At 51.3% G+C, this 13,296-nt stretch carries 10 protein-coding genes and 1 pseudogene; 8 read left to right on the forward strand and 3 right to left on the reverse strand.

Features of this window, described 5'->3' with window-relative positions:
- Positions 1–143 precede the first annotated feature (143 nt).
- The 8 genes from GOB86_RS13150 (at position 144) to GOB86_RS13185 (ending at position 9,611) form a co-directional block, all read left to right on the forward strand.
- Positions 144–884: a TlyA family RNA methyltransferase gene (locus tag GOB86_RS13150; protein WP_165992990.1), complete on the forward strand. Its 741-nt coding sequence runs from the start codon at positions 144–146 to the stop codon at positions 882–884.
- Positions 885–1,026: 142 nt separating this feature from the next.
- The gene (locus tag GOB86_RS13155; RefSeq protein ID WP_165992992.1) at positions 1,027–1,614 is read left to right on the forward strand and encodes a hypothetical protein; all 588 of its coding nucleotides are present in this window, start codon (positions 1,027–1,029) and stop codon (positions 1,612–1,614) included.
- 128 nt (positions 1,615–1,742) lie between these two features.
- A complete protein-coding gene (rlmN, locus tag GOB86_RS13160; RefSeq protein WP_165992994.1) occupies positions 1,743–2,957 on the forward strand; it encodes a 23S rRNA (adenine(2503)-C(2))-methyltransferase RlmN in 1,215 nt (404 codons plus the stop codon).
- A 118-nt stretch (positions 2,958–3,075) separates the two neighbouring features.
- The gene (locus tag GOB86_RS13165; protein WP_165992996.1) at positions 3,076–4,317 is read left to right on the forward strand and encodes an argininosuccinate synthase; all 1,242 of its coding nucleotides are present in this window, start codon (positions 3,076–3,078) and stop codon (positions 4,315–4,317) included.
- Positions 4,318–4,359: 42 nt separating this feature from the next.
- Entirely contained in the window at positions 4,360–4,860 is a 501-nt protein-coding gene (locus GOB86_RS13170) for an FKBP-type peptidyl-prolyl cis-trans isomerase (protein WP_165992998.1), read from the forward strand.
- A 425-nt stretch (positions 4,861–5,285) separates the two neighbouring features.
- On the forward strand, positions 5,286–6,287 hold the full coding sequence (gene trpS / locus GOB86_RS13175) for a tryptophan--tRNA ligase (RefSeq protein WP_165993000.1): 1,002 nt from the start codon (positions 5,286–5,288) through the stop codon (positions 6,285–6,287).
- Positions 6,288–6,379: 92 nt separating this feature from the next.
- Complete coding sequence (locus tag GOB86_RS13180) at positions 6,380–7,813, forward strand: tetratricopeptide repeat protein (protein WP_242012676.1); 1,434 nt, start codon at positions 6,380–6,382, stop codon at positions 7,811–7,813.
- A 502-nt stretch (positions 7,814–8,315) separates the two neighbouring features.
- Positions 8,316–9,611 carry an MFS transporter gene (locus GOB86_RS13185; RefSeq protein WP_165993008.1) on the forward strand — a complete coding sequence of 432 codons (1,296 nt, stop codon included), beginning with the start codon at positions 8,316–8,318 and terminating at the stop codon, positions 9,609–9,611.
- Between the two features lie 200 nt (positions 9,612–9,811).
- Here GOB86_RS13185 and fumC read toward each other — a convergent pair whose 3' ends face one another.
- The 3 genes and pseudogenes from fumC to GOB86_RS13200 all read right to left on the reverse strand — a co-directional run.
- Positions 9,812–11,257: a class II fumarate hydratase gene (gene fumC, locus GOB86_RS13190; RefSeq protein WP_165993002.1), complete on the reverse strand. Its 1,446-nt coding sequence runs from the start codon at positions 11,255–11,257 to the stop codon at positions 9,812–9,814.
- Positions 11,258–11,680: 423 nt separating this feature from the next.
- A complete protein-coding gene (locus GOB86_RS13195; RefSeq protein WP_165993004.1) occupies positions 11,681–13,147 on the reverse strand; it encodes a mannitol dehydrogenase family protein in 1,467 nt (488 codons plus the stop codon).
- A 51-nt stretch (positions 13,148–13,198) separates the two neighbouring features.
- Positions 13,199–13,296 (reverse strand): annotated as a pseudogene (locus GOB86_RS13200) (IS5/IS1182 family transposase); the annotation flags it as partial.

Below are 13,296 nucleotides of genomic sequence, written 5' to 3' on the forward strand. Positions count from 1 at the left end.
CATGACCCTGCCCGACCGCTTTATCGACCACAACACGCAGGACGCGCAGTATGACGAGGCAGGGCTCTCCGCCCCACACATCGTCGCAACCGCTCTTAACGCCTTGGGTGTTAATCTGACGGAAGAACGGACGGCCTGACTATATGGCTCGGCGTCGTGCGGATCAGTTGCTGGTCGATCGTGGATTGGTGGAAAGCCGGACAAAAGCTCAGGCCCTGATAATGGCCGGGCTTGTGTTTAATGGTACCAAGCGTGTGGCTAAAGCGGGCGACCTGCTAGCTGAGGATGCTCCTCTGGAACTGCGTGGGCAGGACCATCCATGGGTGTCTCGCGGGGGGTGCAAGCTTGCGCATGCCCTTGAACATTTTGGTCTTTCCCCACGGGGGCGGCAGTGCTTGGACGTTGGAGCTTCCACTGGTGGCTTCACGGATGTGCTTCTGACCAATGGGGCAGAGCATGTTTATGCGGTCGATGTCGGGCATGGTCAGTTGGCATGGAAGCTGCGCTCCGACCCGAGGGTTAGTGTGCTGGAAAAGTGCAATGCCAGATATCTGGACAGCACACTTATTCCCGTGGCTCCCGAAGTGATTGTGTGTGACGCCAGTTTTATAGGCCTGCGCACTGTTCTGCCCGCGGCTCTTGGCCTCGCTGCGGACAATGCATGGGCTGTGGCATTAATTAAGCCGCAGTTCGAAGCCGGGCGGGAGCAGATCGGCGCAAAAGGCGTTGTGCGCGATCCTGTTGTGCATGAAAGCGTGTGTGCAAATATTCGGGAATGGTGGTCTGGCCTACCGGGGTGGGAGGTGCTGGGCATTGAGCTAAGCCCTATTACCGGGCCGGAAGGGAATAAGGAATTCCTTATAGCGGCACAGCGTAAGGCATAAAAAGCAGACTATAAGCGTAAATCTTAAATTAAATTTTCAGGTCGCTTCCTGATTTTTGCATGGCAGATGATCAATTTTTTTGCCATAATTCTCCGAGAGAATGCACAAATCAGTTCACCATTAAGGGAAGCAACAAAGAATCATGCGCACGATCGCGACACTATTCAGCGTCTCCTTCCTTTTGGCCACCAGCTCATATGTCTGTGCGGCCCCTGCGTATCATCCTTCAGCACCATCCCGCCCGGCCACGGAAACAGGTAATGTTCTGCTTCGGGGATATGAGCAGGACGGATTGCTCTTGCAGGATGATATGCAGGCCGGTGTGCTGACTATTAAGGCCGACCCGGCCACATTACATGTGGATGGCGCTTCTGGTTCAGCCGACCTTTACCGGCAGACAGTCAAGGATGTTCTTTCTGCGGCTGCGACATATGCCTATCTGTATTTTGGTCAGAACCCGGAGGCTGCCAAACTTTCGGTCGTTGCTGATATACAGGAGGAAGGCGCTGGCCCGGCGAGCATGAATGTGGGAGATGACAAGCAGGAAGCGCCCGCGCTAACGATTGAAATTACGCGCCCGTCCTTCCCGATTTCGGCTGATACGAAGCCAGATGCCTATTCCGCGCAGACCATTGGCATGATTTTGGATAATGTTGACACCTCTAAAATGACAATGGCTACGTGGCTCCAGAATGCCCTGAAAGGGCAGGCTCAGCCCCCTGCCCAGTAACGGTGGATACAAAATTGTCTGCCGTTAGACCCCGATGACGGTGTGGAGAGAAAGAGGCTGGTATCTGTCAGCCTCTTTTTTTGTTATGACCCTCATCATCCCCATTTTTTGAAACAGTGCATAGCCCCATGTCGTCTCCTGTTCCCTCCCCTTCAATCCCTGCGGATGCCGCCGCGGTAACCGCGCTGAATGCCGAAGAGCGCACACGCATTCTGGCAAAAGCGGCCCTGTTTAGCCCGCCTTCTATGGTTACGGCTGATGGGCGGCGGGACATAGTTGGGCTTTCCCGTGATGAACTTACGGAAATTTTGGTCGAAATTGGAGAAAAACCTTTTCGTACCAAGCAGTTGTGGCACTGGATTTATCATCAGGGGGTTACAGATTTTTCGCTGATGAGCAGCATTGCCAAGCCGCTCCAGCAAAAACTGGCTGAGAAATTCATTATCGCACGACCAGAGCCCACAACCGTTCAGACATCTCAGGATGAAACACGTAAGTTCCTGTTCCGCTTCCGGGATGGGCAGGAAGCGGAAACCGTTTACATTCCCGACCGGCGGGAGGATCGGGGTGCGGTCTGCATTTCATCGCAGGTGGGGTGCACGCTTTCATGCACGTTCTGCCATACGGGTACCCAAAAGCTGGTCCGCAATCTGGGCGCTGCGGAAATTGTCGGGCAGTTTATGGCTGCGCGGGATTCCTATGGGGAATGGCCTAGCCCCAAGGGGGACACCCCTCGCCTGCTGTCTACCATTGTTCTGATGGGTATGGGCGAGCCTTTGTATAATTACGAGAACATTGCCAAGGCCATGCGAATCATCATGGACGGGGAAGGCATAGGCCTGTCCCGGCGGCGTATCACCCTTTCCACGTCCGGTGTTGTGCCTCTTATGGACCGTTGTGGTGACGAACTGGGAATTAACCTTGCTGTCTCCCTTCATGCCGTAAGGAACGATCTGAGGGATGAAATTGTGCCCCTCAACCGCAAATATCCGATCGAGGAGGTGTTGGCAGCCTGCCGCCGTTATCCGGCAGCCAGTAATGCGCGGCGCATTACCTTTGAGTACATCATGCTACGCGGGGTAAATGACAGCGAAGCAGATGCCCGTGAACTGGTCAGGCTAATTTCGGATATTCCCGCCAAGGTTAATCTGATTCCGTTCAACCCCTGGCCGGGCAGTGAGTATCGACCTTCCACACGCGAGCAGCAGAATAGATTTGCGGAAATTATTATGAATGCGGGTTTTGCATCCCCTATCCGCACCCCCCGTGGACGCGATATTCTGGCGGCCTGCGGGCAGTTAAAAACAGCGAGTGAACGGGCAAGAAACTCTCTTCCCTCCTAAAAACACACTTTTTTCTTGTCCGAGCATGGCTGGATGGGCAAAGCGCTCTGGCTCCAGACCTTTCTCGGTGATAGGAGAAAGGCAAACCTGTTATTCAGAGTGATCAGGAGATTGGTGCATGGGCGCGACTTCCGCCAAAAAAGACGTTAAAAAGGTTGTTCTGGCTTACTCAGGCGGGCTTGATACCTCCGTTATCCTGAAATGGCTGACAAAGACCTATGGCTGCGAAGTCGTGACTTTTACGGCTGACCTTGGGCAGGGTGAAGAGCTTGAGCCGGCACGCAAAAAAGCCGAGATGTTCGGGGTCAAGGAAATTTTTGTAGAAGACCTGCGCGAGACATTCGTGAAGGACTTCGTCTTCCCGATGTTCCGGGCCAACACGTTGTATGAGGGGCAGTACCTGCTGGGCACATCCATTGCCCGCCCACTTATTGCCCAGCGTCAGATTGAAATTGCAGAGGCTGTTGGCGCAGATGCCGTTGCACATGGCGCTACCGGCAAAGGCAACGATCAGGTCCGGTTCGAACTGGCCTATTATGCCCTCAAGCCCGACATTACGGTTATTGCGCCGTGGCGTGAGTGGGATCTGACCTCGCGCACCCGTCTTTTGTCCTTTGCGGAAGAAAATCAGATTCCCATTGCAAAGGACAAACGAGGCGAAGCGCCATTTTCCGTGGATGCCAATCTGCTGCACTCTTCTTCCGAAGGGAAAATGCTGGAAGATCCGGCTGTTGCTCCTGAGGAAATTGTTTTCCAGCGCACGATTGCGCCAGAAGCAGCACCTGACCGTGCAACGGAAATTACCATCGACTTTGTCAGCGGTGACCCGGTTGCTATTAATGGCGAGGCCTTGTCCCCCGCAACGTTGCTGACACGGCTGAATGAGTTGGGTCGTGCCAATGGCATTGGGCGTCTGGATCTGGTGGAAAACCGCTTTGTGGGGATGAAGTCTCGCGGTGTGTATGAAACACCAGGCGGCACAATCCTGCTTACGGCGCATCGGAGCATTGAGTCCATTACACTGGACCGCGAAGCCATGCATCTTAAAGATAGCCTGATGCCGCGCTACGCTTCTATTCTTTATAATGGCCTGTGGTTTTCCCCCGAACGCCGCATGCTGCAGGCCCTGATTGATGCCTCGCAGCACTCGGTAAGTGGGCGCGTACGCCTGAAGCTGTATAAGGGCAATGTCATCTGTGTTGGCCGCGAAAGCCCTAACAGCCTGTATGATACCCGCGTCGTGACTTTTGAAGATGATGAGGGCGCTTATAATCAGGAAGATGCGCAGGGCTTTATCAAGCTGAATGCACTGCGCCTGCGTCTGGGCGCGCAGATTGGTCGTAAAGGTGGCGCGCTTTAAGCGCCGCTTTTTCTGTACTTTGTAAGGGAGCACATACACACCATGTCCCGTCGATTTTCTCTTGTCCCATGTATGCTGGCGGCCAGTCTGGCCTTTTCGCTTACTGCCTGTGGTGGCCACAAGGCGGAAGAGGTTGAGCTGACACCGGCGCAGCAGATGGCCAAACTGCGGTCGGAACCCGGTGTTACGGTGCTTAAGGACGGTCTGGCTTACAAAGTTCTCGAATCTGGTCCCAAGGATGGTGAGCAACCCCGTAAAGGGGATATGATGATGCTCATCTACGAAGGTCGTCTGCCCGATGGTTCCATTTTTGATGGTTCAGAACAGCACGGTAACGGGGCATACATGCAGATGCCATTGGATGGTCTGGTGCAGGGCTGGATGGAAGCCCTGCCCATGATGCATGTTGGTGACACGTGGATGCTGTATGTGCCGCCAGAACTGGGCTATGGTCACCGGTCCATGGGGGTTATTCCCTCAGATAGTCCCTTGGTCTTCCGTATCCAGTTGCTTGGGGTCGAGCATACGCATAATTCGCCATAATGCTACTGCTGCGGCGAGGGGGTATCTTCTCCCCTTCCCCGCATGGAGCTTTGCTTGCGGATTAGCACCATGCTTCGAGGGGAAGATTTTCAACACATCAGTGAACTTGCCTGATTGTGCGCTGATGATCGAGAATGCTTCCGCTACTACATGTTCTCTGTAGCAATGCTGAGTTTGATAGCCATGGAAGGCATCTTCCCCGTTGGTTATTGTCCTGCTGATCGGTAAGATCAGGTTTGCGCCATCAGGTAAGTGCTTTTCTGAATGGGGTGAGTGGCACCAATAGTGCTCAGGGCAAAAATTTAAACGCTTCCTTTCCGACCTTCCTGAAATGAAATGCCTGAAGCCACTCTGCTCTGGTTTTTGAAAAATAAGGTATTTCCTTCAGCTTTCCTTTTCCTTACAGACAGTAGCGATAAACCCGTATGCAACGTATTTTTTCTGGCATTCAGCCTTCAGGCGTTCCTCAACTTGGTAACTATCTGGGGGCAATCCGCAACTGGGTTAGCCTACAGGCAGACCATGAATGTGTGTTTTGTCTGGTAGATATGCATGCCATTACGGTCTGGCAGGAACCTGCCAAACTACGCGAACATACGCTTACGCAGACCGCTATTCTGCTCGCATCAGGCATTGATGCCGAGCGGCACATTCTGTTCAATCAGTCGGCTGTTTCAGCTCATGCGCGTCTGGCGTGGATTTTCAACTGTGTCTCCCGGTTAGGCTGGCTGAACCGTATGACCCAGTTTAAAGATAAAGCCGGCAAGGATAGGGAAAATCATTCAGCAGGGCTTTATGTTTACCCCAATTTGATGGCGGCGGACATATTGGCATACAAGGCCACACGAGTGCCTGTGGGGGAAGACCAGAAGCAGCATCTGGAACTGACCAACGATATTGCCCAGAAGTTCAACCATGATTACGGCGTGGACTTTTTTCCGCAGGTTGAAGCACTTATTCCCCCAGAGGCAGCTCGTGTGATGAGTCTGCGCGATGGGACAAAAAAAATGTCCAAATCCGACCCATCTGCCCAAAGCCGGATTGAACTCACAGATGATGCCGATACCATTGCATTAAAAATCAAACGGGCCAAAACGGATGCAGGTGTCATACCGTCTGACCCATCGGGACTAGTGGATCGGCCAGAAGCAAAAAATCTTATATCTATTTACGCAGCGTTGTCAGGCATGGGTGTGCAGCAGGTGCTGGACCTACATCAGGGACAGGGCTTTGGTCCGTTCAAGACGGCTTTGACGGACGTTGTTGTCAATGAAGTTGCCCCGATTGCGGTAAAAACCAGCCAGCTTTTACAAGATGAATCCTATTTGGTACAACTGCTGCATAACGGTGCGCAACGCGCACAGGCCATTGCCGAGCCTATTGTAACCGAAGCAGAAAAACTGGTTGGATTTGTAAAACCATTATAATTGTTTGCTAATCTGGAAGGCATAGTCACAATGGTTTTGAACAGTGTGACTATGTTCTCCGTTTAGTTTAACTGAATCTGGGTTGCACGATTATGCCACAGAGTCCGTCTTCTGTTTCATCCGATCTATCTGATGCTCAAATAATGGATGCTGTAGCGTTGCAACGGGTCAATCGACTGCAAGAAGCGATTGCAGTCTACAAAGCCGAATTGCAGCGTAACCCCAACAATGCCTATGCGCTCAGTAATTATGGTGGCCTGTTGTGCTCGTTAGGAGAATTCCAGGCAGCAAAATCTCTTCTGGCACACGCAGTTCGCATAAAGCCGGATATGCCGGACGCGTGGTCAAATTTTGCGAATGTCCTGTTTGAAACGCAGGATTATAATGGCGCGATTGAAGCTTATAAAAAATGCCTGACCTTGCAACCACAGCACTCACTTGCTCTTAGCAATCTGGGGGTGGTGCTCGATTGTCAGGGACGGCACGCAGTTGCGTTGAATTTCCATAAAGCCGCCCTTCAGATCGAACCTGATAACGGACAAAGCCGCACAAACTATGCTCTCTCTCTCTTGGCTGGGGGGGATTATGTGGAGGGTTTTAAAGCCTATGAATGGCGTTGGAACAGCAACATAATCGGTAAGCATAATTTGCAGGGCCCGGTGTGGGATGGCAAGCCATTTTTAGGCAAAACTCTGCTGGTACATACAGAAGACGGGTTTGGTGACATGCTGCATTTTGTGCGGTTTGTTCCCTATGCAGCTAAGCGTGGTGGTAAAATCATTGTAAAAGTTCGCAAAGAATTATTAACATTATTGCAGCGTTCTTTTCCCGAGCAGTTGTTTATTACAGTTGATGAGGTTGCTCCTCCCCACGATCTGGAATGCTCGGTAGGAAGTTTGCCCTATTTGCTGGGCACCACGCTGGACACGATTCCGCTGGCGAATGGTTATCTTGTTCCTGACCCTGATAAGGTGGCTATATGGAAAAGTCGTCTGGATAAGGATCTGTTCTTTATGTCGGCGGCGCCGACGCTACGGATCGGTCTTGTCTGGGCGGGCTCCCCTCATAGGGAGGTCAGATACGTGGAATTTGTGGATCAGCGTCGTTCCATTAATCTGCATAGCATGGCACCGTTAGCAAAAGTTCCCAATATCTTATTTTATAGCTTGCAGGTTGGAGAAAAAGGTATTCAGGCCAAAACGCCACCAGCGGGTATGAAATTGGTCAACCATACCAATCTGCTCCACGATTTTGACGATACGGCAGCATTGATTGCCAATCTGGATATGGTTATTTCGGTTGATACATCCGTTGTTCATTTGGCGGCAGCGCTTGGCAAGCCCGTGTGGATGTTGTCGCGGTTTGACCAGTGCTGGCGCTGGCTTTCTGGCCGCACGGACACGCCTTGGTATAATCATCTTCGCATATATCAGCAGTCAGAGCCCCTGGACTGGGATGCGCCCATTAATAAGGTCGCCGTTGATTTGACAAAACTTGAAGAAATGAAACGGTCAAAAAGAAAATGAGATATTATTTTATAGAGTTACATATCTAAGAATACAGAGTTTAAAATTACTTACGAGAGTGGACCTCCCCCGTTCGCATGATCAGGAGCAATTGTGCTTTTTTAAGGGCAGCGGAAAAAAAATAATCAAGTAATCTCAAAAATTAATTCGCATGTTAATAAATAAATATAAACATAACTACTTATGGTATATCGAATAGATATTTAGATTTTAAAGGATTATTGAAAACAATAATTTCTATTTGCATATGTATTTATAAAAAAAATCTTGAAATGATTCCTGCGTGTGCGTATATATTACTGCAAGCGCAATGGTTTGTGCTTCTTTTTCGTGATGCGCGATCCTGTTTTCGTGCTCGTATCTTCATAGTCCGTTGAATTTTATTCCGGACCAGCATCACGCATGTCTGCTTCCCTTGCTCCTTAGGGTGTCGCTTTTTCAGCAGGCTGCAAAAATTATATAAGGAGAGAGCGTCTTGCCAGAGACAAGCCCTCAGTCATCCATGCAGTCGCGTGGTATCGCCGCCTTTCTGGGCATCCCCCAACCACTCTTTTTTGGTTTTGTTGGCCTGCTCCTGTTCATGGTCGGCGATGGCGTGGAAGCCGGGTACCTTGATACGTATATGCTCCACCACGGGCATACTCAGGGTGATGTGAACCTTATGTTCACAACATATGGCGTAACGGTCATGCTCTCGGCATGGCTGGCTGGGCCATTATCCGATCTGTATGGTCCCCGGCGTACCATGTGGGCAGGTCTGCTGCTCTGGGCATTGCTGGAGGTGGGGTTTCTGTCCTTGGGGCTGGGACCGGACAACCTGTCCATGACGCTGCTGTTCTACACACTCCGTGGTTTTGCCTATCCCCTTTTTGCTTATGGGTTTCTGGTCTGGATTGCGGCTGCCACACCCTCACGTATGCTGGGTTCGGCTGCCGGGTGGTTCTGGTTTTCCTTTTCCGCCGGCTTGCCAACACTTGGCTCCCAGTTCGCACGGTATACCATTCCGTATATAGGTGAGTTGGCCACTTTCTGGTGTTCTTTGGGGCTGGTTATTATTGGCGGCCTGATTGCCCTGCTGTTTGTAAGAGAATCTATTGGAAGCAAGCCACTGATTGCGGCCGGAGCCGATAAAAAACAGGTCTTCTTCGGGTCAATCAGCATTATGTGGCGCGAGCCTAAAACGCTGGTGTCGGGCATTATCCGGACAGTCAACACGTCTTCCGAGTATGCCTTTCTGGCGATCATGCCTGCGTTCTTTGTTGATCAGTTACATTTCTCACAGTCGCAATGGCTTGATCTGCTGTCTTTGATCTTTCTTGGCAATATTCTATTCAACCTTGCTGCCGGGATGTTGGCGGACAAGCTTGGCCACCGGTTTGTCATCGCCATTGGTGGGTGTGTTGGCTGTTGCGTGACCATTCCGCTCTTTTATTATGTGCCACTATGGTACCCGGGTAACTTCACGTTGGCTGCTATTGCGGGCTTTGTTTACGGGGGCACTGTTGCTGCGTTCGTGCCGATGTCTGGCCTTATGCCGCTGATCTGCCCCAAGGAAAAAGCCGCAGCTCTTTCCATTCTGGGTTTGGGGGCCGGGGCTAGCACGTGGGTTGGACCTGCTGTGGTCAGCATCTGTGAATCCTGGTTCGGGATGGGGCTTGAAGGTGTAATCTGGAGTTTTTCCGGGCTTTATCTGGTCGCGGGTGTTCTTACGCTTTGCCTGCGCATTTCACCCGAAGCGCATCGCCATACCGAAATGCTGGAAAAAAAAGAAAAAACAGCCCAAATCGGCAGATTTTAGTGGTGCTCAGCAAACAGCCTGATCACAAGCGAGTACAAAAGAAAGGGAGGCTTAACACCTCCCTTTCCCACTTCCGCCAAGAAGTCTTGTTTTACAACGGGCCAAAGTTGCTCCCCTGCCCCATCACGCCACAATGATATGCATCAAGCCTGAGTGATTTAGGCTGCATGCTCATTTGGCGCACGCTATTGCAGGCTGACTCAGGCGCCTGCCAGCCCCTCCCCTACCATGCGACTCGGATCGACGTTTTGATCAAAAACCGCTTCGCTTACTCCAGATGCCAGAGCCGCCTCTCTGAGCGTCTCATTTCTCTCCATGGCGCGGTGGGCAATGGCAGAGGCCTTGTCATATCCGATTACCGGACTCAGTGCGGTGACCAGCATGACTGAAACCTCCACGTAATGTTTGATTTTCTGCTCGTTCAGTGTTGTCCCCTCAACGGAAAACAGCCGGAAGTTTTTGCAACCATCCGCTAGAATACGGATGGCATGCAGAACATTAGCCGCAATAACCGGCCGCATGACGTTCAGCTCAAAATTGCCCTGAGCGCCCGCAAAAGCCACGGTCGTATCATTTCCCAGCACCTGCGTTGCAATCATGATCAGGGCTTCGCATTGCGTAGGGTTGACCTTGCCGGGCATTATGGATGACCCGGGCTCATTTTCGGGCAGTTTGAGTTCCGCCAGACCGCAACGGGGCCCAGAACCGAGCCAGCGCATATCGTTGGCGATTTTCATTAAGGCTACGGCAAGAGCGCGCAGTCCGGCAGATGCACGGACCATGGCGTCCAGCCCGCCGAGAGCTGCAAATTTATTGGGGGCGGTAACAAACGGTTTGCCTGTAAGCACGGCAATATGTTCGGCAATAGCCTTGCCAAAGCCTTTGGGAGCATTCAGCCCCGTGCCAACGGCGGTACCACCAGCGGCCAGTTCAGCCAGCCCTCCCCTTGCGGAAAGAAGCGCATCAAGAGCGTTCTCCAGTTGTTGGGCCCAGCCGGACCATTCCTGCCCTACAGTTAAGGGCACGGCATCCTGCAAATGGGTTCTGCCCATTTTGACTACTGTGCTCCACATCTGGGCTTTGGCGCGAATACTGGCAATAAGCGCCTCAATCTGTGGCACAAGAGTATTTTCAATTTCAAGTAACGTGACAACATGCATGACCGTGGGAAATGAGTCGTTGCTCGACTGCCCCATATTCACATCATCATTGGGATGAACCGGGGTCTTGGACCCGATCTGCCCCCCTAGTAGCTGAATCGCCCTGTTTGCTATGACTTCATTGACATTCATATTGGTCTGAGTGCCAGAGCCCGTTTGCCAGACATAAAGCGGAAACTCACTGTCTAACTGGCCCGCAATAACTTCATCTGCTGCCTGAATAATTGCGGCGGCTTTCCAGTTAGGTAGACGGTCATCGGCAAGGTTAACCTGTGCCGCAGCTTTTTTAACGATCCCATAGGCACGACACAGCTCAACGGGCATGTGGTCATGTCCGATGGAAAAATGCACCAGACTACGTTGTGTCTGAGCACCCCAGTAATGGTTGGCGGGCACGTCGATGGTGCCCATTGAGTCACTTTCGTGCCGCATGCCTGTGGCATCTATGCCAATGCTTACGTCCCGTAGGCTATATGGTGCTGTCATATCCTGTTGCTCCAACTGTAACGCTCCATTGGGGTAAGCCCCTTTTTGCCCTGTGTAATTCTGTCGTCCGTCGCGTCATTCCGACCGGATGTTGTGCGGTTTCAGGCTGAGTTGCCAGACGGGAAAACAGGCATGGCTATGCTAAAAACCATAGATAGGGACTTACATGCTCTTGCGCGCCAGCAGTATGGTAGGGTGGCGCGGTATATGGGCATCACATCATTGGTATGAAGGATGCAGCTCAATCACGTTATTTAAACGACATGTAAACAGCGTGGTTCCACCGCATAACGAAAACGTGGTGGCATTTTACGTAAGTATGGATTGCGGTGTAGCAGAGTGTTTATTTCATGATTACAGAAATAAACACTCTGCTTTATTTTTAATTTCTATATTATGTATGGATGATATATTGAGACTATATTACCTTGGTAGTTCTGATAACGCAGCCCGAATACCCTGAGCACGTATAACTTTACGCAACTCAACAACCCGTTGATCCAGCACATGACTATCCAGATCCCGCCATGCATCAAATGCAGGCAGCTTTAGCCCTGCCGCGTAGTCATCCGAGCGAATAAGGGCTTCCTGCTCTGCCGTGTAAGCTGGCTCGGATGTTTTGTCGGTCTGCCCAAGAGCGTTTACGCCGCGCAGCATTTCCAGATAAGCAGCCATACCAAAGGCGATGCGGGAACAATCCTTGCCATCAAGGAGCAGGTCCCGGACTGTCTGTGTCCAGAAAACCTGAATTTTGGCGCAGCCATCGCTGGCAATACGCAAGGTCTGGTCAGCCATGGCGGGGTTGGAAAAACGACTGAGCACACTTTGCATATACTGTTGCAGATTTACGCCCGGTGGGGCCTTGAGTGTTGGAATGACATCCCGCGTTAGAAAGTTTTCCACGTTCTGTTTGAGTGCTGGATCTTTAACCGCCTGATCGACATGCTCATAACCCAATAGAATGGCAGGAAAACAGAGCATGATATGGGAGGCATTGAGCATGCGGATTTTAACATGCTCGTAATCCGTTACATCGCTCACAAACTGCACCCCTGCATGGGCCAGATCGGGTCGACCATCGGCAAATTTATCTTCCAGAACCCATTGGTGAAAATCTTCCGCAACAACAGGTAAAGCATCGTCCAGTCCGCTGGCGGTATTCAACTGTTTGGCAATATCCGCAGTAACGGTAGGGGTAATACGGTCCACCATACTGTTGGGGAACGTGGCGTTACGGGCGATCCAATCGGCCAGTTCCGGGTCGCGCGCTTGCGCAAAACCGAGAAAAGCTTTGCGGGCGACATCTCCATTATGCCGCAAATTATCGCACGACATAATGGTAAACGCGTTTAATCCTGCATCCCGGCGGCGGCGGAGACCTTCCACCACGTACCCAAAAACTGTTGTCGGGTTTGTCGGATTTTGCAGGTCATTTTTTACGGCTGGCGTATCAAGGTCAAACAGTCCCGTGACCTCGTTAATATTATATCCACCCTCTGTTATGGTCATGGAAACAATGTGGATATCCGGGCTAGTCAGATGTTCCAGCACGCTTTGTGGGTTTTGAGGGGCCAGCAGATAATCACGTAACGCGGCTATGATCCGTATGGAGCGATCGCCTGAAGGTGCGCATTCGGTCAGGGAGTACAGGCAGTCCTGTGCCTGAAACATTGCGGCTTTTTTGGTTGAGTGGTCGCCTTGTGTCAGGCCGACCCCAATAATGCCCCATGTTGGTTCTGCTTTGAGAATTTTATCAATATAGAGTGCTTCATGCGCCCGAAAAAAATTACCAACACCAAAATGAACAATACCCGCTTTAATATCCAAAGGATTATAGTCTGGTAAATGTACAGGAGATTCCACATTGCCAAGATTTTTGAGAGTGAGCATGCGTTCCTCCAAAATATTTATAAAACTGTATCCTAACGCTACGGCGTGTCGTCAGTTAAGCAGGATGATGATTGAGGCGAACTGCACGGCTGCGAGGAAGGTCGATTTCAGTTTATCGTAGCGGGTTGCGATAGCGCGAAACTGCTTGA

It is taken from the genome of Acetobacter lambici (assembly GCF_011516885.1).
In the GTDB taxonomy this organism is placed as follows: Bacteria; Pseudomonadota; Alphaproteobacteria; order Acetobacterales; family Acetobacteraceae; genus Acetobacter; species Acetobacter lambici.